The organism is Hydrogenophaga sp. NFH-34 (assembly GCF_021401345.1).
Classification (GTDB): domain Bacteria; phylum Pseudomonadota; class Gammaproteobacteria; order Burkholderiales; family Burkholderiaceae_C; genus Hydrogenophaga; species Hydrogenophaga electricum.
Genome location: NZ_JACBGE010000024.1, coordinates 1 through 23,325 on the forward strand (window position 1 = coordinate 1; position 23,325 = coordinate 23,325).

Sequence of the window (23,325 nt, forward strand, 5' to 3'; positions counted from 1 at the left end):
GGTCGCCTTGGTCGCTTGCATGCGCAAGCTGCTGACCACGCTCAATGCCATGGTCCGAACTGGCAAACCTTGGGACAAATCGCTTCACAGCGCTTGACTTCCAAGACGGTTACTCAGTCGGCCGAGTCCGGCGCTGTCGGCGGGGCCTCTGGTGCCGGTTGTGCAGCCGTGGCCGCATCGGCCCAGGCCCTGAGCAGCAGGGCCACGTCGTCCAGGCCCTGTTTCTTCAGGGCGGAAAACAGGCGCGCTTCGCCGCCACCGGATTGCAGGCGCGCGATCGACAGGGCCTTGGCGGCTTCGGCGCGGTTGAGCTTGTCCGCTTTGGTCAGCAGCACCAGGAATTTCAGGCCCTCGGCCACCCGGGGGCGGATCACGTCCAGCAGGGCTTCGTCCAGCTCGGTCAACCCCAGCCGCGGGTCGCACAGCAGCACCACGCCACACAGGTTGGGTCGGCTGACCAGGTAGTTGGCCATCACGCGCTGCCAGCGCAGTTTGGCTGCCTGAGGCACTGCGGCATAACCGTAGCCGGGCAGGTCGGCCAGCACGGCATCGGTCTGCCCTTGCTTGCCGAGCGCGAACAGGTTGATGCTCTGGGTCCGCCCCGGGGTTTTGGAGGCGAAGGCCAGGCGTTTTTGCTGGGTCAGTGTGTTGATGCAGGTCGATTTGCCCGCGTTGGAGCGGCCGACGAAAGCGATCTCGGGCACCTCCAGCGCAGGCAGGTGCTCCAGTTGTGGTGCCGTGGTGAGGAAGCGCGCCGTGTGCAGCCACCCGTGGGCGGCCTTGATATCGGCGGAAGAAGAGGGGATGGTGATCGATGGGGACATTGGGGTACCGGTCACCCATTGTAAAATCAGTTGGTTTGCCCGATTCCTCAACCGAATTCGTCGCCCGACCGACGCCCGCCCCCGAAATGAAAATTTCCGCTTCGCTCCTTTGCGCCGCTGCCGTGGCAGCCCTGTCGTTCAGCGCCCAGGCACAGGGTACGGCCAAGCCCGATCTGGCCAAGGGTTCGGCCCAGTACGGCCAGGTCTGTGTGGCCTGCCATGCGGCCGATGGCAATTCGACCACACCGGAAAATCCCAAGCTGGCTGCCCAGCATCCGGAATACCTGGTCAAGCAATTGCACGAGTTCAAGTCCGGCAAGCGCGACAACGCGATCATGAAGGGCTTCGCTTCGGCGCTGTCCGACGATGACATGCGCAACATCGGTTTCTGGCTGGCGGGCCAGCAGCCCAAGACGGGTGCAGCCACCGACAAGGATCTCGTCCGCCTGGGCGAGCGCATTTACCGCGGGGGCATTGCCGATCGGCAGGTGCCGGCCTGCGCTGGCTGCCACGGTCCCTCCGGTTCGGGCATCCCGGCGCAGTACCCGCGGCTGTCGGGTCAGCATGCGGTCTACACCGAGGCCCAGCTCAAGGCATTCCGCGATGGCGTGCGCAAGAACAATCCCCAGATGACCGGCGTGGCCGCCAAGATGAATGATCGCGAGATCAAGGCCGTGTCCGACTACATCGCCGGTCTGCGCTGATTCCGTTGTCGCACGGGAGCCGGTGTGGTGCCCGCAGGGCCTGCCCGGTTGACCTTGATCAAAAGGGGCGGGTTTTCCATAGGACCATTGAACCGTCGCTTGTTCTGCGCATCCAATGGGGCGCGTTCCGGTCATCCGGGCGCGCCCTTTTTTCTGTCTGGCCTTTTTCATGACCGTTTCCACCCAAGGCTTGCGGCCCCGACGTCTGTCACCCCTGCTGCGCGACGTCACTGAACTGCTGTCCTCCATGCGGTTCGCGATCAGCTTGCTGACCGTGATCTGTATTGCCTCGGTGATCGGCACCGTGGTCAAACAGCACGAGCCCCTGAACAACTACGTCAACCAGTTCGGCCCGTTCTGGGCCGATGTGTTCGGGCGGGCCCATTTGTTCACGGTCTACAGCGCCTGGTGGTTCCTGCTGATCCTGGCTTTTCTCGTGGTAAGCACCAGCCTGTGCATCGCTCGCCACACGCCCAAGATCTTTGCCGACTTCAAGACCTACAAAGAGAACATTCGCGAACAGAGCCTGAAGGCCTTTCCGCACCGTGCGGAGGGCGCTTTGGGCGAAACGCCTGAGGCAGCAGCGAACCGCATTGGGCAGACCTTGCTGGGCGCGGGCTGGAAGGTCCGGCTGCAGTCGCGGGAACTGCCCGGTGGGCAGGGCTGGATGGTGGCGGCCAAAGCGGGGGCAGCCAACAAGATCGGCTATCTCGCGGCACACAGTGCCATCGTGCTGATCTGTATCGGTGGCTTGCTCGATGGCGATCTGGTGGTGCGCGCGCAGACCTGGTTCAACGGCAAAGAGCCGTTTCTGAGCGGTGGGCTGATCGCCGATGTGCCGGCCAAGCACCGGTTGTCGCCGGCCAACCCCACATTCCGTGGCAACCTGCTGGTGACCGAAGGCACCGCTTCGGGCACCGCGGTGTTGCCGCAGGCGCAGGGGGTGCTGCTGCAGGACCTGCCGTTTTCCGTCGAGTTGAAGAAGTTCATCGTCGAGTACTACGACACCGGTATGCCCAAGCTGTTTGCCAGCGACATCGTGATCCACGACCACGAGACGGGCGAGAAACTGCCTGCGCGGGTCGAGGTGAACCACCCGGCCCAGTACAAAGGCATCAGCATCTACCAGTCGAGTTTTGACGATGGTGGTTCGCTCGTCACGCTGCAGGCGGTGCCTGTCAACGGGGCGGTCCAGCCGCTGGAGGTGTCTGGCACCATCGGCGGCTCGACCGCGATCTCCAACGGCGACCGCCAGCTGTCGCTCGAATACACGGGCCTGCGGGTCATCAACGTCGAGAACTTCAGCAACGATGCCGCGCAGTCCGGGGTCGATGTGCGCAAGGTGGACCTCCGCACATCGATCGAGAGCCGTCTCGGCGCCGGGAACAAGACGGCGACCGAGCGCGTGCTGCGTAATGTCGGCCCCAGCATCACCTACAAGCTGCGTGATTCGGCCGGGCAGGCCATCGAATTCCACAACTACATGCTGCCGGTCCAGATCGATGGGGACCGCATGTTCCTGATGGGCATGCGTGAAACCCCGGCCGATCCCTTCCGGTACCTGCGCATACCCGCCGACGAGAACGACAGTCTGGACGGGTTTACCCGATTGCGTGCCGCGCTGGACGATCCGTCCCTGCGGACCGAGGCAATCCGGCGCTATGCCGTGGCCGCCGTCGAAGGCGGTCGGCCCGAACTGGCCGAGGCGCTGCGGGCATCGGCTACTCGGGCCATGGACCTCTTTGCCGGTGCCGAGGTGCCTCCGCGCCCCCCGCAGATGCCTCCGGGGCTGCCGGACGTGCGCGGGGGGCTCCAGGCCATTTCGGCTTTTCTGGAGGCCAACGTGCCGGAAGCCGAGCGGGAGCGGGCCAGCGATGTGCTCGTGCGCATTCTCAACGGCACACTCTATGAGCTGATGCAGCTGTCGCGGGAAAAGGCCGGCCTGCCCCCGCTGGACCGCGGCGAGCAGACGCAGCGTTTCATGACCCTGTCTGTCATGAGCCTGAGTGACAGCTTCTTCTACCCGATGCCCATGGCGTTCCAGCTCAAGGATTTCACCCATGTGCAGGCCAGCGTGTTCCAGGTGGCGAGGGCGCCCGGGCAGAACATCGTCTATCTGGGCTGTGTCTTGCTGATCCTCGGGATTTTTGCCATGCTCTACGTGCGTGACCGGCGCCTGTGGGTCTGGCTCACGCCGGCCGGCGCAGGCGCGGATGCCCGCATGGCCCTGTCGACCAATCGCAAGACCATGGACGCGGACCGTGAGTTCGATGTCCTCAAGCGCCAGTTGTTGAAAGAAGCCCCATGAACACCGCCACCCGGACCATCGACCTCAAACGCGGCAAAGACCTTTCCGCCGGGCTGGAGCCTGGCTATTTCGCTCGTCGCGACCCCTGGGACTGGCTCTTCGCCCTGTTGGTGGTGGCGGGGGGGCTGTGGGCGTTTGCGCACTACCACGCGTCCATGGACATCTACGAAAAGTGGATTCTGGCCGGCACGGTGCCTTCGCTGATCTGGCTGGGCTGGTTCTGGCGCCCTTTGCGGGTGCTGATGGTGGTGGTGGCCGCGCTGTCGCTGCTGGCCATCTGGCTCTACCATGGCCCGGAAGGGCAGGCCGATCTGGCGCGGGGTGATCACGTCTTCCTGCTCAAATATTTCCTCTCCAGCCAGTCGGCCATTCTGTGGATGAGCATGCTGTTCTTCATGAGCACGGCGTTCTACTGGGGCGGCATGTTCATGCGCGACGGTCGGGGCGCCGCCTTTGAAGGATTGGGGTCCCGTCTGACCTGGGTGGCCGTGACGCTGGCGCTGGTGGGCACCATGGTGCGCTGGTTCGAAAGCCACCAGATCGGTCCGGATATCGGACACATTCCGGTCAGCAACCTCTACGAAGTCTTTGTGCTGTTCTGCTGGATGACGGCCGCTTTCTACCTGTACTACGAAGACCAGTACCGAACCCGCAGCATGGGCGCGTTTGCGCTGCTCGTGGTCAGTGCGGCGGTGGGCTTCCTGCTGTGGTACACGGTCGTGCGCGAAGCGCATGAAATCCAGCCACTGGTGCCCGCACTCAAGAGCTGGTGGATGAAGCTGCATGTGCCCGCCAACTTCATCGGCTATGGCACTTTTGCCATTGCCGCGATGCTGGGTTTTGCCTACCTGATCAAGCAAAGCGCCACGGAGACGCGCTGGTGGAAGTTGGCGCCGCTGTGGGTGCTGGGCGTGGTGCTGTGCTTCGAGCCCCTCGTGTTCCGCCAGGGAGCGACCGACAAGGGCGGCAGCTACTGGTTTGTCTACTTCGGGGTCTCCGCCCTCATCGTCGGCGGCATCCTGGCTGGCCGCCGCCGCATCGCTTCGCGTCTGCCGAGTTTCGAGGTACTCGATGACGTGATGTACAAGGCCATTGCCGTGGGCTTTGCCTTCTTCACGATTGCCACCGTGTTGGGAGCGCTCTGGGCGGCCGAGGCCTGGGGCGGCTACTGGAGCTGGGACCCCAAGGAGACGTGGGCGCTGATCGTCTGGCTCAACTATGCCGCCTGGTTGCACATGCGGCTCATGAAGGGCTTGCGTGGCACTGTAGCGGCCTGGTGGGCGCTGGTCGGGTTGGCCATCACCACCTTCGCATTCATCGGCGTCAACATGTTCCTCTCCGGTCTGCACAGTTACGGGGCACTGTGACAGCGGGGGACCCGTTTTGCAGAAACTTGTAAGAATCTGCGGATTCGAACGACGACTGGAAAAGTCAGGAGTCCGCCATGATCATCCGTTCTGCCGATACCGGGTTCGAGCACCCCGTTCCCAGTGAGATCACGCCGCCAAGCGCCTACCTTGGGCGTCGTGAGTGGTTGCAACGGCTCGCCCTGGGGGCGGGCGGGGTGGCGCTTGCCACCTGGGCGGCGCGCGATGCGCTGGCGCAGGGGGCCGCTTCGCCGACCGGTTTGCCGCGGCTTGCTGCTCGACCATCTGCGGTGGCGGGTGCGCAGACCGTCGAGCGCGTGACTTCGTACGACCATGCCAGCAGCTACAACAACTTCTACGAGTTCGGCACCGACAAGTCGGACCCGGTGCAATATGCGGGGTCGATGAAGACGCGGCCCTGGACGGTGGCGGTCGAGGGCTTGGTGAACAAGCCGCAGGTACTGGGGATCGATGACCTGCTCAAGTTGGCACCGCTTGAAGAACGTGTCTATCGCCTGCGCTGTGTCGAAGGCTGGTCGATGGTGATCCCCTGGGTGGGCTATTCGCTGGCCGAGTTGATCCGCAAGGTCGAGCCGCAGGGGAGCGCCAAGTTCGTGGAGTTCACGACCCTGGCCGATCCTGGCACGATGCGTGGCGTGCGCGGGCGGGTGCTGGACTGGCCCTACATCGAAGGCCTTCGCATGGATGAGGCCCTGCATCCGCTGACCTTGCTGGCCGTGGGCATGTACGGCCAGGTCCTGCCCAACCAGAATGGCGCCCCGGTGAGACTGGTGGTGCCGTGGAAGTATGGCTTCAAGAGTGCCAAGAGCCTGGTGAAAATCCGCTTTCTCGAGCGCCAGCCAGTGAACTCCTGGGGACGTTCGGCGCCGCAGGAGTACGGCTTCTACTCCAATGTGAACCCGGACGTGCCGCATCCGCGTTGGAGCCAGGCCACGGAACGCCGGATTGGGGAGGAAGGCGGTCTGTTCGCCAAGCGGCGCAAAACTGAGCGCTTCAACGGCTATGAAGTCCAGGTGGGGGCGCTGTACGCCGGCATGGACCTCAAGACCTTTTACTGATGCGCTGGCTCGGCCATCCGGTGTTCAAGCCGGTGCTGTTCCTGTGGCTGCTGGCGCCGGCGGGCTACCTGTTCTGGGCTGCGTTGGCTGATCAGTTGGGAGCCAACCCGGCAGAAGCGCTTATCCGCTCTTTGGGGGACTGGGCTTTGCGCATGCTGGTGGCGGTGCTGGCGGTGACACCCTTGCGAGAGATCACCGGGTGGGCGGTGCTGGCGCGTTTTCGCCGGATGCTGGGGCTGTTCGTGTTCTTTTACGCCAGCCTGCACTGGGTGTCTTACGCGTGGTTCGACATGGGCTGGGAATGGTCCGACATCGTGTCCGACATCTACCGGCGGCCTTTCATTCTGGTGGGGACTCTGGCCTGGTTGCTGCTGCTGGCGCTGGCGGCAACGTCTTTCAACCGCGTGATCCGCTATCTGGGGGCCTTGCGTTGGCGAGCCCTCCACCGAGGGGTGTACGCCGTTGCAGTTCTGGCCATCCTGCATTTCTACTGGATGCGTGCAGGCAAAAGCGATTTCGCCGAAGTGGCGGTCTACGCTGTTTTGCTGGGCACGCTGCTGGCATGGCGCCTGTTGCGAAGGCGCCGCCGCTTAGCCCACTGAGACGGGACTACTGCCCTTGCTGGGTGGTTTCTTCGATCACGTCGGCCGAAACCGGCGCCGCCGGCTTGACGGGCTGCCCTTGGGGCGCAGGCAGGTAGAGTGGGCCTTTTTGCCCACAGCCAGCCAGCAGCAACCCGGTGCAGAACAGGGCGGCCACAGTTGCCGAGCGCGTGAGGCTGTCCGGGGATCCTAGAATTTGGCGACGCTTCATGATGCAAGGATTGTAATGACCGACTCCGAATATCTCGACCACGCCGAAGCGCTTTTGCGCCGTGTGGAGCTCGCCTGCGACAGGCTGAACGACGCCACCGACGCCGATATCGACAATCAGCGTGTAGGGGGCATGATCACCCTCGTGTTCGCTGATCGCAGCCAGATCGTGATCAACCTGCAGAAGCCGCTGCACGAGGTGTGGATGGCGGCCAAAGCGGGCGGGTTCCATTACCGCTTTGACGGAACGGCCTGGGTCGATACCAAAGGGCAGGGCGAGTTTTTCGCCGATCTGGACCGGCATGCTTCGGCGCAAGCCGGCCAGGCCCTCAGGTTCTGAGCCTGCTGCGCTTCGAGAAGATCAGTTCCTGAAAAGGTCAATGATGCTTCGGCGCTCTTCGGCGTTCTGTCCCTGACTGCCAGAAGGGAAGGCGTTCTGGCCTTCTGTGGTGCCTTCCATTGAGGGCGTGCCCGGCCAGGGTTGTTCGTTCAGCCCAATGCCGTGCACACCGCGGCCGGGACCAAATTCCTCAAAGTACCACTCGCCCCCCACATTGATCACCCCCGGTGGCGGGCTGTACTCCGCCACGGGGACACCCTTGAGCGCTTCGCTCATGAAGCTGATCCATATCGGCAGGCTCAGGCCGCCACCGGTCTCCCGGCTGCCCAGGTTGCGAGGCGTGTCGTAGCCCACCCAGGCCGCGGCGACGAGTGTGGGTTGGTACCCCACGAACCAGGCATCCACCGAGTCGTTGGTGGTGCCCGTTTTGCCATAGAGGTCGGGGCGTTTGAGCGTGGCCTGCGCCCGCGCAGCCGTGCCCGAGCGGGTGATCTCCTGCAGCAGGCTGCTCGTCACGAAAGCGTTGCGGGCGTCGATGGCCCGCTGTCCCTCCTGGGGGGGGCGATCTGCCGTTTCGTAGATCACCTTGCCCCGGGCTTCGGTCACCCGCGTGATGATTGACGGGTTCACGCGATAGCCGCCATTGGCAAAAACGGCATACCCGGAGGCCATCTGCAAGGGTGTCACGGCACCAGCACCCAGTGCCATGGTGAGGTAGGGAGGGTGCCGGCTGGCATCAAAGCCAAAACGGGTGACCCATTGCTGGGCACTTTGTGTACCGATGAGCTGCAGGATCCGGATCGAGGCCATGTTCTTCGATCGGGCCAGCGCACGTCGCACGGACATCGGTCCCTCGAACTGCCCGTCATAGTTCTTGGGTTCCCAGGCCTTGCCACCGGTTTCGGTCGCACTGAAGAACAGGGGCGCATCGTTGACGATCGTCGCTGGCGTGACCCCTTTTTCCAGGGCGGCCGAATAAATGAAGGGCTTGAAGCTGGAGCCGGGCTGGCGCCAGGCTTGGGTGACGTGGTTGAACTTGTTCTTCTGGAAGTCGAAGCCACCCACCAGCGCCCGTATCGCCCCTGTTTGGGGGTCCATCGCCACGAAAGCCGATTCAACTTCAGGTTGCTGAGTGATGCGCCAGGCTTTCGGACCTGTCTGTATGACGCGAATGACTGCGCCAGGGCGGATGCGGATCTTCGGGGGCGCTTTGTCGGAAAGCCCTGAAGTGGCCGGCCTTAATCCGTCGCCAGTGATCTCGAAGGGTTCGCCGTCGTGGCGTACTGCCACAACCCGCCGTGAGTCGGCCGAAAGGACCACGGCCGACCACAGATCACCGTTGTCCGGATGCTCATTGAGGATGTCGTCGATGGCATCGTCGCGGGCTGCTGCATCCTGAGGCAGATCGATGAAGGCCTCGGGGCCGCGGTAGGCCTGGCGACGTTCATAGTCCATGACGCCCTGTCGGAGCGCTTTGTAGGCGGCTTGCTGGTCTACCGAGCGGATGCTGGTGGTGACCACCAGGCCTCGGGTGTAGACCTCATCTCCGTACTGAGACAGCATGGACTGCCGAACCATTTCCGCCACATATTCGGCTGCGACCTTGCCTTCCTTGGTCGCGGAGCGCAGCTTGAGCGGCTCTTCCCGTGCAGCCTCGGCCTGCTGGCGGGTGATGAAGCCGTTTTCAAGCATGCGATCAATGATGTAGAGCTGTCGCGTGCGGGCTCGCTTGGGGTTGGAGATTGGGTTGAAGGCAGACGGCGCCTTGGGCAGGCCGGCGAGCATGGCCGCCTCCGCGACCGTGACGTTTTTCAGGTCCTTGCCAAAATAAGTCTGCGCCGCAGAGGCGAAGCCATACGCACGCTGACCGAGAAAGATCTGGTTCATGTAGATCTCAAGAATTTGCTCCTTGGTCAGCTGGTGTTCGAGCTTGAACGTCAGAAGGATCTCGTAGATCTTTCGGGTGTAGCTTTTCTCTGCAGACAGGTAGACGTTGCGGGCCACCTGCATGGTGATGGTGGAGCCGCCTTGGCTTTTGGCCTGGCCCAGATTGGCCAGTGCCGCGCGGACCATGCCGCGGTAGTCGACCCCGCTGTGTTCGAAGAAACGGGCGTCTTCAATGGACAGCACCGCTTGCTGCATGACCAGCGGAATCTCCTTGATGGGCAGCAGATTTCGCCGCTCTTCGCCAAATTCGCCGATAAGATCGCCGTCGGCTGTGAGGACGCGCAGAGGCAACTTGGGCCGGTAGTCGGCCAAGTCGGCGACTTCGGGCAGATTGGGATAGGCAATGGCCAGCGCGACGCCCACAGCAAGCACAATGCTGAGAGCGCCGGCCGCAGCCAACCCCAGCGCCCATGCTGCAGCAAGTCCCAGCCAGGCTGTCCAGCGGCGACGGGAGTGGGGGACAGTGGCGGGTTTGGAGGACGAAGAGGAGGGGTCTTGAGGCATGGGTCGGTCTCTGTTGTCGCATTATAAAAATCTGCGACGTGGCGGAGGTCACACTGGTGGATGCGAAGCCTGTCTCAGTGTGCAGGTTTCCCGTATGCTTTTGACAACGTTTCGATTTGTAGAGTTGTCGATAAATCTTTGCTGCTCAAAGGGCTTGCTGCTAGCATTGAAGTGAAACCTTAAGTCTGGCGTGCTGCCAGCCTGTATTTTTTTGGGGGCCGCCTTGATATCACTGGGGTCTATTTTCAGCCGGGAGCCTGCGTCGCTGCTCGGCATCGATGTCAGTTCATCCAGTGTCAAGCTTGTGGAGCTGGGTCGTACTCGGGCCGGCGACTTCGTTCTGGAACGCTGTGCCATTGAGCCTCTTGAGCGAGGCTGGATCTCCGACGGCAACATCGAAAAGTTTGATGAAGTTGCCGATGCCATCCGACGGGTGGTGCGCAAGAGTGGCAGCAAGACCAAGCAGGTGGCGATGGCCTTGCCTGCATCGGCGGTGATCACCAAAAAGATCATCTTGCCGGGTGGTCTGTCTGAAAAAGAACTGGAAGCGCAAGTTGAGTCCGAAGCGAATCAGTACATTCCGTTCTCGTTGGACGAGGTGAGCCTGGATTTTTGCGTCATGGGCCCCAGCACCACATCCATTGGGGATGTGGAAGTGCTGATCGCGGCTTCGCGCAAAGAGAAGGTGTCTGATCGTCAGGGGTTGGCCGAGGCCGCGGGTCTCAAGCCTGTGATCATGGACGTTGAGTCCTATGCGTCCCGCATGGCTGCCAGTCGTGTCATCGAGTCGCTGCCCAATCAGGGGGTGGACTCCCTGGTGGCGCTGTTTGAGGTCGGTTCGGTGACCACGGGTATGCAGGTTATCCGCAACGAAGAAGTGGTGTACGAGCGTGACCAGGCCTTTGGGGGGGCGCAGCTGACCCAACTGATCGTGCGCCAGTATGGCTTTTCTGCCGATGAGGCTGAAGCCAAAAAACGCTCTGGCGAGTTGCCGGAAGACTACGCGACGGCGGTTCTCAATCCGTTTCTGGAGAACATGGCTCAGGAGATCGGTCGGGCGCTGCAGTTCTTCTTCACGAGTACCCCGTATAACCGGGTGGATCACATTCTTCTGGCAGGAGGTAGCGCTTCCTTGCCGGGCTTGAAGGAGGCCGTGACGCACCAGACCTCCTTTGCCTGTATGGTGGTCAACCCGTTCGAGGGAATGGATATCGCTTCCGGGGTGCATGCTCGCAAAATTGCGCGTGAAGCGCCTTCGTACCTGACATCGACCGGCCTTGCGCTGCGAAGGTTCCACCAATGATTCTCATCAACCTATTGCCGCACCGGGAAGCGGCCAGGAAGAAGCGCAAGGAGCAGTTCTTCACGCAACTGGGCTTGTCTGCTTTGTTGGGGGGGCTGATTTGCGGTGCTGTCTACACTTGGTATCAGGGGCAAATCGCCGCCCAGGAAGACCGCAACAATTTCCTGCGGGCCGAGATCAAGAAGCTCGAAGCAGAAATCAAGGACGTCGCAACTCTGGAGGCTCAGATAGCGTCTTTGCGGGCCAGACAGACCGCTGTTGAGGACTTGCAGGCTGACCGGAACCTGCCTGTGCACCTGTTGGAGGAGTTGGTGCGTCAGTTGCCTGATGGGGTTTACCTCAGCTCCATGAAGCAGGAGAACCTCAATGTGCTGCTGTCGGGCTCTGCGCAGTCGCAGGAACGGGTGTCTGAACTGTTGAGGAACCTGGGCAATGCCAGCCAGTGGCTTGCGCGCCCGGAGCTGGTGGAGATTGTGGCGGCAAATGTCGGGCCGAAGGGGGATCCGCGCCGCGTTTCGAACTTCACGATCCGGGTGACACTGGTGAGGCCCTCGTCCAATGTCAACAAGACTGGGGTCTCCGCCGCCCCTGCTGCCAAGGGCTGAAGGGAACGTCATCTTGGCAAAGAACCTGAAATTCAATCCGGACATGGGCGCTGTCGTGCGCAATCTGCGGACGCAGTTCGTGGGATTGGACCCTAATGACCCCTCTCAATGGCCGGCACTGCCCAAGTACCTGCTTTATGTGCTGGTCTGCGTCCTCGTGATCGTGGGCATCTGGTTCGCACTGATCAAATCGGTGGACGAAACGCTGGAGCAGGAACGGTCAACCGAGTTGAGCTTGCGTGCTGACTACAAGAAGAAAGTGGCGCAAGCTGTCAGCCTTGAAGAACTGAAGAAGCAGCTGGAGCAGGTGCAGCAGTATGTGACCCAACTGGAAAAGCAACTGCCGAGCAAATCGGAAATGGATGCATTGCTGTCTGATATCAATCAGGCAGGGCTGGGAAGAAGCCTGCAGTTTGAGCTGTTTAAGCCGGGTCAAGTCTCTGTCAAACAGTACTATGCCGAATTGCCGATTACCGTGCGTGTGACGGGCCGGTATCACGACATCGGGATGTTTGCCGCCGACATTGCCAATCTTTCGCGGATTGTGACACTGAATAATCTGACCTTGTCGCCGGTGAAAGATCGAGATGGCTTGCTGACCATGACCTGTATTGCTAAAACCTTCCGTTACTTGGATGAGGCTGAGGTGGCGGCTTCCGAGCAGGCGAACAAGCCGAAGTCCAACGCCAAAGGTGGTAAAAAATGAGCAGGGTGTGCCAATTCACTTTGCTGAGCATGGCCTGTGTTGCCACGATGGTGTTGTCTGGGTGCTCTTCGTCGGATCAGCCCGATCTTCGGGCTTGGATGGTGGCTGAACGGAGTTCCGTCAGGCCTAAATTGCAACCGATCTCCGAGCCCACACGCTTTCAGCCGCAGAACTACACGGTCGCAGATACGTTGGATCCCTTTGCAAACGAAAAGCTCGAGGCTGTTCTGCGAGGTGCTCAGGCTGGTGGTGAAGCTCGGTCGGCGTTGCTGGAGGCCGAGTTGAATCGGCGCAAAGAACCTTTGGAGGACTATCCCTTGGATGCCATGAAAATGGTTGGGAGTCTGACCCGACAAGGGCAGCCAGTGGCTCTTCTCAAGGTCAACAACCTGCTGTATCAGGTTAAGACTGGCAATTACATCGGCCAAAACTACGGTCGTGTCCAGAAGATCTCTGAGTCGGAAATTGTGCTGAGGGAAGTGGTGCAGGACCCTGGAGGGGAGTGGGTCGAGCGGCCTGCGACGTTGCTATTGCAAGAGGAATCATCTAAATGAAAACGACCTATCCCTTGGACACTCTGCAATCTGCCAAAAGCAGCCGATTTCTGATGAGTTTGGTGGCGGGGATGGCATTGGCCGCTGCCAGTGTCTGTGCGCATGCGCAGAATGCCATCAAAGCCGTGACAGGGACGTCTCAAGGCGGCTCAGAGGTGGTTCGCATTGAATTGGCAGAGGCCTTTTCGGGCGCGCCCTCGGGTTTTGTCATCCAGTCGCCGGCGCGCGTGGCCTTGGATCTGCCGGGCGTTATCAATGGACTGGGGCGGAGTGCGATCGATATCAATCAGGGCAATGTCCGGTCTGCCAACGTGGTGCAAGCGGGAGATCGAACACGGGTCGTGATCAACCTCAAGCAACCGGCCAACTATGTGACAAAAAGCGACGGCAAGTTTTTGCTGGTGGTGCTCGACAGTCCACAAGCCGCTGGTCAAGTGCCTTCACCGGTGACCTCTTTTGCTGCATCGACACCTGTGGCAGCGAATACAGCCTCTGCGATTCGCGACATTGATTTCCGTCGGGGTACCGATGGGGCGGGGCGTGTGGTGGTGGAGCTTGGCAGCAGTCAAGTCGGGGTTGACATTCGTCAGCAGGGTCAGAATCTGGTGGTGGAGTTCCTCCAGAGCAATCTCGCCGAGGGTCTGCGTCGCCGTTTGGACGTGACCGATTTCGGCACCCCTGTGCAATCGATCGTCAGCAGCCAGGCCGGAGACCGTGTCCGTATGGTGGTGACGCCACGTGGCAACTGGGAGCATTCGGCGTATCAGAGCGACAACCAGTTCGTGCTGGAGGTTCGGGAGCAGAAGGTTGACCCGACCAAGTTGACGCAGGGCCCGGGCTACAACGGCGAAAAACTCTCACTGAATTTCCAGAGCATCGAGATTCGTTCGCTGCTGCAGGTAATTGCTGATTTCACCAATTTCAATGTGGTGACCTCGGATTCGGTTTCGGGTTCGCTGACCCTGCGCCTCAAGGATGTTCCTTGGGATCAGGCACTTGATATCATCTTGCAGGCCAAGGGACTCGACAAGCGCAAGACGGGAAATGTCTTGTGGATCGCACCGAAAGATGAAATTGCTGCACGTGAAAAGCAGGATCTGGAGGCACGTGCTGCTCTGGAGAACCTGGAAATTTTGCGCACGCAAGGCTTTCAGCTGAACTATGCGAAGGCAGGCGACATTGCGACGCAGCTGACCTCGGCTGGTACGGGTGGTGGATCCTCTCGCATTCTGTCTGCCAGGGGCAGCGTGATTGCCGAGCCGCGTACCAATCAGCTGTTTGTTACCGATGTGCCTGCCAAACTGGAGCAGATTCAGCAGTTCATCACCAAATTGGATGTGCCCGTTCGGCAGGTGCTCATTGAGGCCCGCATTGTGGAGGCGGATGACCGGTTCAGTCAGTCGATCGGCGTTCGGCTTGGAGGGGCGGATCTGCGGGGCGTGCGAGGGGGTGAGGCGGGCTATCCTGTTGCCGGTGTCAATCGCGTTGCCTTGGGAGGGAGCTACGACGCTGTAGCCACCACTACTGGACAATCGTCTGCCGCGTTGACAAACAACAATACCAGTTTTATCAATCTGCCTTCGACGGGGGCCAACGGTTTCAGCGCTGCCAGTTTTGCGGTGTCGTTGTTCAGTTCGGCTGCCAATCGCTTTTTGAACCTGGAGCTCTCGGCATTGGAGGCTGATGGACGCGGTAAGGTGGTGTCGAGTCCGCGCGTTGTGACAGCGGATCAGGTGACTGCTCTGATCGAACAAGGGACGGAGTTCCCCTACCAGTCGGCAACTTCCAGTGGTGCGACGGCGGTTTCCTTCCGGAAAGCGAATTTGAAACTGGAAGTCACACCCCAAATCACTCCGGAAGGCGGCATCATTCTGGATGTTGACGTGAACAAGGATTCGCGTGGAGAAACGACCACTGCTGGCATTGCTATCAATACCAAACACGTGAAAACGCAGGTTCTGGTCGAGAACGGCGGAACAGTCGTGATTGGTGGTATCTTCGAACAGACCGAGACCAACGATATCACCAAGGTGCCCCTGCTTGGTGATGTGCCAGTTGTTGGAAATCTGTTCAAGAATCGCAGCAAAACCACCAACAAATCGGAGTTGCTGGTATTTATCACGCCGCGGACTATTTCGGATCGTGGTGTTTCGCGCTAAATTTGAATTCTCAGAGAATTGAGATATGAAAAAAGTTTTTTTAATCAGTTCCTTGGCTCTGTTGGGTCTGCTTTCTGCCTGTGGTGGCGGTGGTGAAAATGCGGGCGATGCCTCGGAGTTTTCGGTGACGCCCAGTGAGTGGACTTGGACGTATTCGAATGAATCCTGCTCGTCATCGGTGCAGGAGTCGATTGTGGTGATAATTAATGGTGGTCAAGCGCCATTTAAAATTGTGAGCTCCATCCCCAGTCGTTTGCAGGTGGATCGTTCAGAGGCTTCTGGGAAAGATCCATCTTTCCGCGTTACCCATTTGGGTGGTTGCGTGGATACAGCGACGATCAGCGTCGTCGATTACCACTCGAAGCTGGTGACGATGGAATTTACTGCAGAGTACGAAGAGCCTTCGCAGTAATCAAAATTGTTTTTTGCGAAACGGCTTCGCCTTCAGGGAGTGTCGCGCTTTTTGGTTGATATTATTTGACGGGTTGGCATTCTTGGCTTTCGAGAAGCGTTTTGTTGCTTTGGTAGGCTTGCCGGGCTCTGGGAAATCAACGATAGGCCGCCATCTTGCTCGTCGTCTGGGCGTCCCTTTTCAAGACTCCGATCACGTGATCGAGCAGCGGATAGGCTGCTCGATCCGTACGTTTTTTGAGCGGGAGGGGGAGGAGCGCTTCCGGGATTTGGAACAACAGGTTCTGGCAGAGCTCACGACCGGCAGCGGCCGCGGTGTGCTGTCTACCGGTGGTGGATCGGTACTCCGTGAAGCCAATCGGGTGCAACTCAAGCAGCATTGCCAGGTCATCTATCTGCGCGCTTTGCCCGAGGATGTGTATCGTCGGTTGCGCCACGACAGAAATCGACCGCTGCTGCAGGTGGATGACCCGCTGCAACGGTTGAAGGATCTTTTTGCGGCCAGGGATCCGCTCTACCGGGATGCGGCCCATTACGTGGTCGACACGGGAAGGCCTTCCGTGGCGACTCTGGTCAACATGATCATGATGCAGCTGGATCTGGGTAGCAGCCCAGGGCCGTCCGCTGCGGGCGAAGCACCTTCGCCGGTGGCATCCTGAGGTCCGGCATGGCGGGATACACTCCCGGGCCATGACTGATCCCTCTCTCCCGCCCACGGCAGAGCCTGTGGTCCGCATCGATCTTGGTGCCCGCAGCTACGACATCCGCATCGGCCAGGGGCTGCTGGCATCGGCCGGCAGTTACGACGCGCTGCCCAGGGCCGCATCGGCGCTGATTGTTACCAACACCACGGTCGCTCCGCTGTACGCAGAGGCACTTCGACGGGCGATTTCGCCGCTCTATACCCAGGTGCTGACGGTAACGCTGCCCGATGGCGAGGCCCACAAGACGTGGGAGACACTGAACCTCATTTTTGATGCGTTGCTGGCGCATGGTTGCGACCGCAAGACCGTGCTCTACGCGCTGGGCGGTGGCGTGGTGGGCGACATGACGGGGTTTGCCGCCGCGAGCTATATGCGTGGCGTGCCTTTCGTGCAGGTGCCGACCACCTTGCTGGCGCAAGTGGATTCGTCGGTGGGCGGCAAGACGGCGATCAACCATCCGCTGGGAAAGAACATGATCGGCGCTTTTTACCAGCCCGAGCGTGTGATTTGTGATCTGGACGTGCTCGCGACCCTGCCCCCGCGGGAGCTGTCGGCAGGAATGGCCGAGGTCATCAAGTACGGGCCCATTGCCGACATGGTGTTTCTGGACTGGATCGAGCAGCATCTCCCTGCGCTCATGGCTCGCGAGCCCGTGGCCCTTGCGCACGCGGTTCGCCGCAGTTGCGAAATCAAGGCCGATGTGGTGGGGCAGGATGAGCGCGAATCGGGCTTGCGCGCTATCCTCAATTTCGGTCACACCTTCGGCCACGCGATCGAGGCGGGCCTGGGCTATGGTGAGTGGCTGCATGGCGAAGCGGTCGGGTGCGGCATGGTGATGGCCGCCCGGCTTTCGCAGGCGGTCGGTTTGGTGGACGCGGCCTTTGTGGATCGCCTGATCGGCATCATTGCCCGAGCGGGTCTGCCCACGGTGGCGCCGGTGCTCGACCCGGTCGACAATGCCGGCCGCTACCTGGCCTTGATGCGTCTGGACAAGAAGGCCGAAGCGGGCGCCATCCGCTTTGTGCTGATCGACGGTCCGGGGCGGGCGGTGATGCGCGCCGTCCCCGACGAACTGGTGGTGCAGGTCATCAAGGCCAGCACCGCCCCGGCGACACCCGCATGAGCCCGCTGGCGCGCTGGGCCTGTGACCCCGCTGCCAGCCGCGGCCGACGATTTCCCGAGCCGGAAGCACCGACGCGCACCGCTTTCCAGCGCGATCGCGACCGGGTCATCCATTCCACGGCCTTTCGCCGGCTGGTTTACAAGACCCAGGTGTTCCTCAATCACGAAGGGGACCTGTTCCGCACGCGGCTGACGCATTCGCTCGAAGTGGCCCAGCTCGGGCGCAGCATTGCGCGCTCGCTCGGCCTCAACGAGGATCTGGTGGAGGCGATCGCGCTGGCGCACGACCTCGGCCACACCCCATTCGGTCATGCCGGCCAGGACGCGCTCAATGCCTGTCTGCGCGCGCACGCGCCGGCCGGCGCGGACGAGGCGGCCTGGACCTTCGAACACAACCTGCAGAGCCTGCGGGTGGTCGACCGGCTGGAGGAGCGCTACCCTGCCTTCGACGGGCTGAACCTGTGTTTTGAAACGCGTGAAGGCATCCTCAAGCATTGCTCGCGGGCGAATGCGCGGCACCTGGAGGCGCAGGAGCCGAACGGCGTGGCGCACCGGTTTCTGCACGGCGGCTCGCCGTCGCTCGAAGCGCAACTGTGCAATCTAGCCGACGAGATCGCCTACAACGCGCACGACATCGACGACGGGGTGCGTTCGGGGCTGCTGTCGCTCGACCAACTGGCCGATGTGCCGCTGTTCGAGCGCTACCGGCACAAGGCCCTGGCCACACACCCGGATCTGGGCGGGAGGCGGCTGCTGTTCGAGTCGATCCGTCTCATGCTCAGCGAGCAGGTCTACGACGTCATCGACACCAGCCGTGCCCGCTTCGATGCGGCTGGCGTGGACAGCGTGGCCGCGGTGCGCGCGGCATCGCCGCTGGTGGCGTTTTCCGACGTGATGCGCGCCGAGTCGCAGGTGCTCAAGCGCTTTCTGTTCCGCAACCTGTACCGCCATCCTCAGGTGACGGCCACCACCGAACGCGCGCGCAGCGTGATCACCGAGCTGTTCGACTGTTACCTCCAGGCGCCCGAAGAAATGTCGGACGCGCAGACCCGCTCGCAGGGGAATGCCCGCTCAGTGGCCGATTTCATCGCCGGCATGACCGACCGCTTTGCCATTCGCGAGCACCAGCGGCTGACCGGACGGGAGCTGTTTCCATGAAGCCGGCCGATTCACCCGCGGCCCGTGCTTCGCTGGTGGTGCTGCTCGGGGTCTGTGCGGCGCTGCACGTGGGCAAGCTGCCGGTGGCCATTCCGGCCCTGCAGCAGTCGCTCGGTCTGACGCTGGTACAGGGGGGCTTTCTGCTGTCTCTGCTGCAACTGGCGGGCATGACGCTTGGTTTGCTGATCGGTCTGCTGGCCGACCGCATGGGGCCGCGGCGGGTGATGCTGGCCGGTCTGCTGTTGTTGGGGCTGGGCAGTGCGGCGGGGGCGTTGTCGGGCACGGTGGCGGCGCTGCTGGCCACGCGGGTGCTCGAAGGCGTGGGCTTTCTGCTCACGGTGCTGCCGGCGCCGGGTCTGATCCGGCGTCAGGTGGTCGACAACCCGGCCGCGCTGGCGCGGGCGCTGGGCTGGTGGGGGGCCTACATGCCCGTGGGCATGGCCCTGGCGCTGCTGGCGGGGGCGCCGGCGGTGGTCCTCTGGGGCTGGCCGGCTGTCTGGGCGGTGCTGGCTTTGCTGGCCTGGCTCGGGGCCTGGGCCTTGTGGCGCTGGATCGGGCCGGATGCGGCGCCGGCGGCGGGCGCGGGCAGCACCGACACGCTCGGGCAGTGTCTGCGGCGAACGCTGCGTGCGCCGGGGCCGTGGTTGCTGGCCGTGGGGTTCCTCATGTATTCCGGCCAGTGGCTGGCGGTCGTCGGCTTCCTGCCGACGATCTACCACGCGGCCGGTTTTGGCGCCACGGCGGTGGGGCTGCTCAGTGCCCTCGCCGCTGGTGTCAACATGGTGGGCAACGTGAGCGCCGGGCGCCTGCTGGCCCGGGGTGTGCCGCCCGGCTGGCTGATGGCCGGCGGATACGTGGCGATGGCGCTCGGCGCCTTGCTGACCTTCACCATGACCGGGTGGCCGCTGTTGCAGTACGCCAGCGTGCTGCTGTTCTCTGCCCTGGGCGGCTGGGTGCCGGGCACGCTGTTCGGTCTGGTCGTGCGCCTCACGCCAGGTGAGGACACCGTGTCCACCACGGTCGGCTGGATGCAGCAGTTGTCAGCGATGGGGCAGTTCCTGGGGCCGCCGTTGGTGGCCTGGGCCGCCACGCAATGGGGTGGGTGGCAGTGGACCTGGGTGATCACCGGCACCTGTTCGCTGGTGGGCATCGGCCTGGCCTGGCAGGTGCAACGCCAGTTGCGCCGGGCGCGCTGAAGACGCGCCCCAGCCCTCAGGCATTGGGTGGTCGGCGTGATGCCCGCCAGGCATCGACCGACCAGCGCTCCATGCCGACCAGGGCCAGCGTGGCCAGCAGCACGCCCCAGGTGATGTGCTGTTGCAGCGCGGCCGGGGCGATATCGGCCAGGCTCAGTACCGCCACCACGTTCACCACCGAAAGGCCCAGCGCGGCGAACCGGCCTGCCAGTCCGAGCACCAGCAGCACGGGCAGGCCGATTTCTCCCGCGGTACCCAGCAGCGCGGCGAGCGCAGGCGGCAGCAGCGGGACGTGGTACTCCTCGGTGAACAGCAGCAAGGTCGTGTCCCAGTCGCGGAGTTTGGTGAGCCCGGACAGAAAGAACACCTGGGCCACGTACAGCCGCGCCGCCAGTGCGGCCCACGGGCGCAGGCTATCCAGGAGGCTGGCGATGGCTTGCCAGGCGTGGTGAAGAGGGGTTGAACGCGTTGGAGAGGTCATGGGGATACCGCTGGCTGAAGGTGGGGTAAGGGGTGGACGCCGATGACCCAGCCGGCTGCGATGGCGCTTTGCAGCCAGGTGCCCAGATCGAAGACAGGACCGGGTGCCGGTGCGCTGGCAGCATCCAGCGCGTCCAGCACGCTGCCGCCGGCGAGCGTGCTGCCCAGCATCGCGACGGTGCCCGGCGAAGTGGCCGCCTGTCGGGGTTGGAAGCCCTGGCGCCAGACCAGCACCGTTTCTCCCGCGCCGGCGCGCAGGCGTTCGCCGGCTTCGGCCAAGGTGGGCATGCCGTCCAGATGCGCGCCCAGGATGCTGGCCACCGGGTACCGGCTGCCCAGGAGCTGGGTGCCGGGAGCCAGCCGCAGGGCGAGCAGGGAAGGGTCTTCGGTGACCAGGCGGGTGATGCTGGCCAGATCGGTGGGCTGGTCCGGCGCGCTGGCGGCTTCGTGCAGGGCCCATTCGGCGCGGGCGACGTCGGCCAGATAGGGCAGCGCGGCCAAAGCGGGGTTCTGAGCAATCCACGCGGGCAAGGCCTGTCCCCAATGGGCAAGGTCGCCCCGGGTCGGTGGATGCGCGTGCCAGAGGGCCCGGGCCATGGCGTGAAGTGTCGCTTCGCCCACCAGCTGGCCGACCACCGGGTAGGCGGCCTGGAGGGTCCTTTCGGCCAGGGCATGGCCGTTGGCGCGATAGGCTTGCAGGCCGCGTTCGCTCTGGGGATGCGCGACCCCCAGAGCCAGCAAGGCCGCGGCGCTGACCACCGCTTCATCGCTGCCGGGGTGGGCCATCAGCGCCCGCACCAGTTGTTGCTGCCGGGCTGCGAGGGTTGGGCGTGCGGTGTTCATGCGGTGACCGCCGGCGTGAGAGGCGCTGCAGACTGCGGGGTCAGGGATTCGCAGGCCCTGAGGCGCGCCAGGCGGGCCTCGTCCAGCAGCACCGCCAGGTCGGGCACCCCGGTGTCCCACTCGATCAGGGTGGGGGCGTTGGCAAAGCGCCGCTGGGCATGGGCGTACAGGGCCCAGACCGGTTCGCTCACGCGGCTGCCGTGGTCGTCGATGACGATGTCCCCCAGATCGGCGTGCCCTGCCAGGTGCAGCTCGGCCACGTGCGCGGGGTGAATCTGGTCGATCCAACGCTGCGCGGCGGCGACCGGGTCGGCATTCTCGCCCCGGTATTGGGCGTTGCGGGCGTTCACGAAGACGTTGTTCACGTCGACGAGCAACTGGCAGCCGCTGCGGGTGGCCAACTGGTTGAGAAACGTGGGTTCATCCATCTCGGCATCGCGCCACTGAAAGCAGGCCGAGAGGTTTTCGATGGCCAGCGGGCGCTGCAGGGCATCCTGTGCCTGCTGCACGTTGTCGATCAGCACCCGCAAGGCCGCGTGCGTGAAAGGCAGGGGCAGCAAATCGGCGGCGTGCACCGTCTGGCCGCCGAGGAGGGCACGGGCAAACGCCGCGTGGTCGCTGACCCGCACGGGTTCGATCTGGCACACCAGCTGTTTCAATTGGGCCAGGTGCCAGGGGTCCAGCCCCTGGGCAGCGCCCAGCGAAAGCCCCACGCCGTGCAGACTGATGTCACAGTGCGCCCGGCCCGCTTCCAGCACAGCGCGCGAGGCGCCGCCCGGGGCAAAAAAGTTCTCGCTGTGGACTTCCAGGAAGTCCAGAGGCGGACGCTCCTGCAGAACCTGCTGGTAGTGGGCATGGCGCCAGCCGATGCCCACCGGTGGCGGCGCGGGGAAGTCGGCTGGCAGGCGCATGGCCGGGCTCAGGACTTCTTGGGCATGGCCATCTTGGCGTCGTCGGCCGTCATGCCGCCCATCTGCTGGCAGGTGCCGGCAGCCACGTATTTCCAGTCGCCCTTGTCGTTGTCCATCTTGGCCTGCCCGGCGCAGGAATGGGTGCCGGCAAGATTGGCACAGTCGTTCTGGCCGGCTTTGGCCACGCCGTAGCACTTTTCCTTGGCCGTGTTCTGGGCCAGGGCGGCCGTGGACAGGACCGACAGCGAGGCGAGGGAAACGGCGGCAGCGGCGATGAGTTGGCGTTGGTTCATGATGGCTCCTGAAAGGTGGGGGAGGGGGTGATCAACCGGGTGGCAAACACCGACCGGTTGGGCATCTGTCGCCGCCTGGACGGGTTTCTTACACCCGGGCTGAAAGAAATGCGTGCCGATGCCGACCATTGCCCATCAGCCCTACACTGCCTCCGGGACCTGTTTTCATGACCGCGCTTTCCCTCAATGACTTTCAGCAGCAGTTGCTGGCCCAGCGCAGCTACCTGCTGCGTTATGCCCGGCTGCAACTGCGCAACGATGCCTGGGCCGAGGACGCCGTGTCCGAAACCCTGCTCGCCGCGCTGGACCGGCCGCAAGCGTTCGGCCAGCGCGCCCAGCTCAAGACCTGGCTCGTGGCCATCCTCAAACACAAGATCGTGGATGCCCTGCGGCAACGCCGTCGCGAAGTGGTGTGGGCCGACGGTTCGCCCGATGGCGAGGCAGACCCCATGGCAGACATGCCCTTTGCGGCCGACGGGCACTACTCCCAGGCGCCGGCCGATTGGGGCAATCCGGAGCAAGACCTGCGCAGCCGACAGTTCATGGCGATCCTGGAGGCCTGCACCGAGAAACTGCCTCCCGTGCAGGGCCGGCTGTTCCTGATGCGCGAATGGCTGGAGCTGTCGAGCGACGAGATCTGTCAGGAGCTGTCGCTGACACCATCCAATCTGTACGTGCAACTGCATCGCGCACGCTTGCGGCTGCGCGAATGCCTGGAACTGAACTGGTTTGCCGGAGGTGCCGCCGCATGAAGCACAGCTATCCTCTGCGACGCACCTGCCAGGAAGCCACGGCGCTGATGGTGGCCCGCGAAGACCGTGATCTGCCCTGGGCCGAACGGCTGGCTTTGCGGCTGCACCTGGCGGTGTGCCACGCTTGCCCCCGCTTCGAGCGCCAGATGCTCACCATGCGCAACGCCATGCGGCAGTGGCGCCACTACAGCGATCACGACGGTGACGAGCGCTGAGGCGCCGGCCCGTGGCCGTGCTGGCGGT

General features: G+C 62.9%; 25 protein-coding genes. 18 read left to right on the forward strand and 7 right to left on the reverse strand.

Annotated features, from left to right (window positions below):
* Positions 1-113: 113 nt before the first annotated feature.
* Positions 114-824: a ribosome biogenesis GTP-binding protein YihA/YsxC gene (gene yihA, locus L0977_RS19990; RefSeq protein WP_234266625.1), complete on the reverse strand. Its 711-nt coding sequence runs from the start codon at positions 822-824 to the stop codon at positions 114-116.
* Positions 825-910: 86 nt separating this feature from the next.
* Here yihA and L0977_RS19995 point away from each other — a divergent pair, with 86 nt between their 5' ends.
* The 5 genes from L0977_RS19995 (at position 911) to L0977_RS20015 (ending at position 6,884) form a co-directional block, all read left to right on the forward strand.
* Positions 911-1,528, forward strand: a complete 618-nt coding sequence (locus L0977_RS19995; protein ID WP_234266626.1) for a c-type cytochrome — start codon at positions 911-913, stop codon at positions 1,526-1,528.
* A gap of 169 nt (positions 1,529-1,697) precedes the next feature.
* Positions 1,698-3,836: a cytochrome c biogenesis protein ResB gene (locus L0977_RS20000; protein ID WP_234266627.1), complete on the forward strand. Its 2,139-nt coding sequence runs from the start codon at positions 1,698-1,700 to the stop codon at positions 3,834-3,836.
* The gene (gene ccsB / locus L0977_RS20005; RefSeq protein ID WP_234266628.1) at positions 3,833-5,203 is read left to right on the forward strand and encodes a c-type cytochrome biogenesis protein CcsB; all 1,371 of its coding nucleotides are present in this window, start codon (positions 3,833-3,835) and stop codon (positions 5,201-5,203) included. The genes L0977_RS20000 and ccsB overlap by 4 nt, the downstream gene beginning before the upstream one ends.
* A gap of 77 nt (positions 5,204-5,280) precedes the next feature.
* Complete coding sequence (gene msrP, locus L0977_RS20010; protein ID WP_234266629.1) at positions 5,281-6,282, forward strand: protein-methionine-sulfoxide reductase catalytic subunit MsrP; 1,002 nt, start codon at positions 5,281-5,283, stop codon at positions 6,280-6,282.
* Positions 6,279-6,884 (forward strand): sulfite oxidase heme-binding subunit YedZ, encoded by a 606-nt coding sequence (locus L0977_RS20015; protein WP_442786658.1) that lies wholly within the window; start codon positions 6,279-6,281, stop codon positions 6,882-6,884. Before msrP ends, L0977_RS20015 begins: the two co-directional genes overlap by 4 nt.
* A gap of 7 nt (positions 6,885-6,891) precedes the next feature.
* Here the strand turns inward: L0977_RS20015 and lptM are convergent, their stop codons facing one another.
* Complete coding sequence (lptM, locus tag L0977_RS20020) at positions 6,892-7,095, reverse strand: LPS translocon maturation chaperone LptM (protein WP_234266631.1); 204 nt, start codon at positions 7,093-7,095, stop codon at positions 6,892-6,894.
* A gap of 15 nt (positions 7,096-7,110) precedes the next feature.
* On the opposite strand from lptM, the gene cyaY reads away from it, so the two are divergent.
* Positions 7,111-7,434, forward strand: a complete 324-nt coding sequence (cyaY, locus tag L0977_RS20025; RefSeq protein WP_234266632.1) for an iron donor protein CyaY — start codon at positions 7,111-7,113, stop codon at positions 7,432-7,434.
* A gap of 21 nt (positions 7,435-7,455) precedes the next feature.
* On the opposite strand, the gene L0977_RS20030 is transcribed toward cyaY, so the two are convergent.
* Entirely contained in the window at positions 7,456-9,885 is a 2,430-nt protein-coding gene (locus L0977_RS20030; protein ID WP_234266633.1) for a penicillin-binding protein 1A, read from the reverse strand.
* A gap of 223 nt (positions 9,886-10,108) precedes the next feature.
* Here L0977_RS20030 and L0977_RS20035 point away from each other — a divergent pair, with 223 nt between their 5' ends.
* The 10 genes from L0977_RS20035 to L0977_RS20080 all read left to right on the forward strand — a co-directional run bounded on the left by L0977_RS20035 (position 10,109) and on the right by L0977_RS20080 (position 19,803).
* Positions 10,109-11,188: a pilus assembly protein PilM gene (locus L0977_RS20035; RefSeq protein ID WP_234266706.1), complete on the forward strand. Its 1,080-nt coding sequence runs from the start codon at positions 10,109-10,111 to the stop codon at positions 11,186-11,188.
* Positions 11,185-11,793, forward strand: coding sequence for a PilN domain-containing protein (locus L0977_RS20040; RefSeq protein WP_234266634.1), 609 nt, complete (start codon positions 11,185-11,187; stop codon positions 11,791-11,793). The genes L0977_RS20035 and L0977_RS20040 overlap by 4 nt, the downstream gene beginning before the upstream one ends.
* Positions 11,794-11,806: 13 nt before the next feature.
* The gene (locus L0977_RS20045; RefSeq protein WP_234266635.1) at positions 11,807-12,499 is read left to right on the forward strand and encodes a type 4a pilus biogenesis protein PilO; all 693 of its coding nucleotides are present in this window, start codon (positions 11,807-11,809) and stop codon (positions 12,497-12,499) included.
* A gap of 47 nt (positions 12,500-12,546) precedes the next feature.
* Positions 12,547-13,053: a pilus assembly protein PilP gene (locus tag L0977_RS20050; RefSeq protein ID WP_326491090.1), complete on the forward strand. Its 507-nt coding sequence runs from the start codon at positions 12,547-12,549 to the stop codon at positions 13,051-13,053.
* A gap of 53 nt (positions 13,054-13,106) precedes the next feature.
* Complete coding sequence (gene pilQ / locus L0977_RS20055; protein WP_234266707.1) at positions 13,107-15,212, forward strand: type IV pilus secretin PilQ; 2,106 nt, start codon at positions 13,107-13,109, stop codon at positions 15,210-15,212.
* Between the two features lie 25 nt (positions 15,213-15,237).
* Positions 15,238-15,624 carry a hypothetical protein gene (locus tag L0977_RS20060; protein ID WP_234266637.1) on the forward strand — a complete coding sequence of 129 codons (387 nt, stop codon included), beginning with the start codon at positions 15,238-15,240 and terminating at the stop codon, positions 15,622-15,624.
* Between the two features lie 82 nt (positions 15,625-15,706).
* Positions 15,707-16,282, forward strand: coding sequence for a shikimate kinase (locus tag L0977_RS20065; RefSeq protein WP_234266638.1), 576 nt, complete (start codon positions 15,707-15,709; stop codon positions 16,280-16,282).
* Between the two features lie 31 nt (positions 16,283-16,313).
* Positions 16,314-17,450 (forward strand): 3-dehydroquinate synthase, encoded by a 1,137-nt coding sequence (aroB, locus tag L0977_RS20070; RefSeq protein ID WP_234266639.1) that lies wholly within the window; start codon positions 16,314-16,316, stop codon positions 17,448-17,450.
* The gene (locus L0977_RS20075) at positions 17,447-18,607 is read left to right on the forward strand and encodes a deoxyguanosinetriphosphate triphosphohydrolase (protein WP_234266640.1); all 1,161 of its coding nucleotides are present in this window, start codon (positions 17,447-17,449) and stop codon (positions 18,605-18,607) included. The genes aroB and L0977_RS20075 overlap by 4 nt, the downstream gene beginning before the upstream one ends.
* Positions 18,604-19,803, forward strand: a complete 1,200-nt coding sequence (locus L0977_RS20080) for an MFS transporter (RefSeq protein WP_234266641.1) — start codon at positions 18,604-18,606, stop codon at positions 19,801-19,803. Before L0977_RS20075 ends, L0977_RS20080 begins: the two co-directional genes overlap by 4 nt.
* Positions 19,804-19,819: 16 nt before the next feature.
* Here the strand turns inward: L0977_RS20080 and L0977_RS20085 are convergent, their stop codons facing one another.
* The 4 genes from L0977_RS20085 to L0977_RS20100 are packed head-to-tail and all read right to left on the reverse strand — an operon-like array spanning position 19,820 to position 22,330.
* Positions 19,820-20,284, reverse strand: a complete 465-nt coding sequence (locus L0977_RS20085; protein WP_234266642.1) for a DoxX family protein — start codon at positions 20,282-20,284, stop codon at positions 19,820-19,822.
* Positions 20,281-21,126 carry an HvfC/BufC N-terminal domain-containing protein gene (locus L0977_RS20090; RefSeq protein ID WP_234266643.1) on the reverse strand — a complete coding sequence of 282 codons (846 nt, stop codon included), beginning with the start codon at positions 21,124-21,126 and terminating at the stop codon, positions 20,281-20,283. Before L0977_RS20090 ends, L0977_RS20085 begins: the two co-directional genes overlap by 4 nt.
* Entirely contained in the window at positions 21,123-22,037 is a 915-nt protein-coding gene (locus L0977_RS20095) for a DUF692 domain-containing protein (protein ID WP_234266644.1), read from the reverse strand. The genes L0977_RS20090 and L0977_RS20095 overlap by 4 nt, the downstream gene beginning before the upstream one ends.
* A gap of 8 nt (positions 22,038-22,045) precedes the next feature.
* A complete protein-coding gene (locus tag L0977_RS20100) occupies positions 22,046-22,330 on the reverse strand; it encodes a BufA1 family periplasmic bufferin-type metallophore (protein ID WP_234266645.1) in 285 nt (94 codons plus the stop codon).
* 167 nt (positions 22,331-22,497) lie between these two features.
* Between L0977_RS20100 and L0977_RS20105 the strand changes: the two genes are divergently transcribed.
* On the forward strand, positions 22,498-23,082 hold the full coding sequence (locus L0977_RS20105; protein ID WP_234266646.1) for a sigma-70 family RNA polymerase sigma factor: 585 nt from the start codon (positions 22,498-22,500) through the stop codon (positions 23,080-23,082).
* Complete coding sequence (locus L0977_RS20110) at positions 23,079-23,297, forward strand: zf-HC2 domain-containing protein (protein ID WP_234266647.1); 219 nt, start codon at positions 23,079-23,081, stop codon at positions 23,295-23,297. The genes L0977_RS20105 and L0977_RS20110 overlap by 4 nt, the downstream gene beginning before the upstream one ends.
* The last annotated feature ends 28 nt before the right edge of the window (positions 23,298-23,325 follow it).

What these genes read in the sequence shown, in the direction of transcription:
- L0977_RS20100 (WP_234266645.1), bottom strand. Translation starts at nt 22,330, where the DNA reads ATGAACCAACGCCAACTCATCGCCGCTGCCGCCGTTTCCCTCGCCTCG.
- L0977_RS20095 (WP_234266644.1), bottom strand. Translation starts at nt 22,037, where the DNA reads ATGCGCCTGCCAGCCGACTTCCCCGCGCCGCCACCGGTGGGCATCGGC.
- lptM (WP_234266631.1), bottom strand. Translation starts at nt 7,095, where the DNA reads ATGAAGCGTCGCCAAATTCTAGGATCCCCGGACAGCCTCACGCGCTCG.
- L0977_RS20000 (WP_234266627.1), top strand. Translation starts at nt 1,698, where the DNA reads ATGACCGTTTCCACCCAAGGCTTGCGGCCCCGACGTCTGTCACCCCTG.
- L0977_RS20030 (WP_234266633.1), bottom strand. Translation starts at nt 9,885, where the DNA reads ATGCCTCAAGACCCCTCCTCTTCGTCCTCCAAACCCGCCACTGTCCCC.
- L0977_RS20080 (WP_234266641.1), top strand. Translation starts at nt 18,604, where the DNA reads ATGAAGCCGGCCGATTCACCCGCGGCCCGTGCTTCGCTGGTGGTGCTG.
- L0977_RS20090 (WP_234266643.1), bottom strand. Translation starts at nt 21,126, where the DNA reads ATGAACACCGCACGCCCAACCCTCGCAGCCCGGCAGCAACAACTGGTG.
- msrP (WP_234266629.1), top strand. Translation starts at nt 5,281, where the DNA reads ATGATCATCCGTTCTGCCGATACCGGGTTCGAGCACCCCGTTCCCAGT.
- ccsB (WP_234266628.1), top strand. Translation starts at nt 3,833, where the DNA reads ATGAACACCGCCACCCGGACCATCGACCTCAAACGCGGCAAAGACCTT.
- L0977_RS19995 (WP_234266626.1), top strand. Translation starts at nt 911, where the DNA reads ATGAAAATTTCCGCTTCGCTCCTTTGCGCCGCTGCCGTGGCAGCCCTG.
- L0977_RS20085 (WP_234266642.1), bottom strand. Translation starts at nt 20,284, where the DNA reads ATGACCTCTCCAACGCGTTCAACCCCTCTTCACCACGCCTGGCAAGCC.
- L0977_RS20060 (WP_234266637.1), top strand. Translation starts at nt 15,238, where the DNA reads ATGAAAAAAGTTTTTTTAATCAGTTCCTTGGCTCTGTTGGGTCTGCTT.
- L0977_RS20105 (WP_234266646.1), top strand. Translation starts at nt 22,498, where the DNA reads ATGACCGCGCTTTCCCTCAATGACTTTCAGCAGCAGTTGCTGGCCCAG.
- L0977_RS20050 (WP_326491090.1), top strand. Translation starts at nt 12,547, where the DNA reads ATGGTGTTGTCTGGGTGCTCTTCGTCGGATCAGCCCGATCTTCGGGCT.
- cyaY (WP_234266632.1), top strand. Translation starts at nt 7,111, where the DNA reads ATGACCGACTCCGAATATCTCGACCACGCCGAAGCGCTTTTGCGCCGT.
- L0977_RS20110 (WP_234266647.1), top strand. Translation starts at nt 23,079, where the DNA reads ATGAAGCACAGCTATCCTCTGCGACGCACCTGCCAGGAAGCCACGGCG.
- L0977_RS20075 (WP_234266640.1), top strand. Translation starts at nt 17,447, where the DNA reads ATGAGCCCGCTGGCGCGCTGGGCCTGTGACCCCGCTGCCAGCCGCGGC.
- aroB (WP_234266639.1), top strand. Translation starts at nt 16,314, where the DNA reads ATGACTGATCCCTCTCTCCCGCCCACGGCAGAGCCTGTGGTCCGCATC.
- pilQ (WP_234266707.1), top strand. Translation starts at nt 13,107, where the DNA reads ATGAGTTTGGTGGCGGGGATGGCATTGGCCGCTGCCAGTGTCTGTGCG.
- L0977_RS20040 (WP_234266634.1), top strand. Translation starts at nt 11,185, where the DNA reads ATGATTCTCATCAACCTATTGCCGCACCGGGAAGCGGCCAGGAAGAAG.
- yihA (WP_234266625.1), bottom strand. Translation starts at nt 824, where the DNA reads ATGTCCCCATCGATCACCATCCCCTCTTCTTCCGCCGATATCAAGGCC.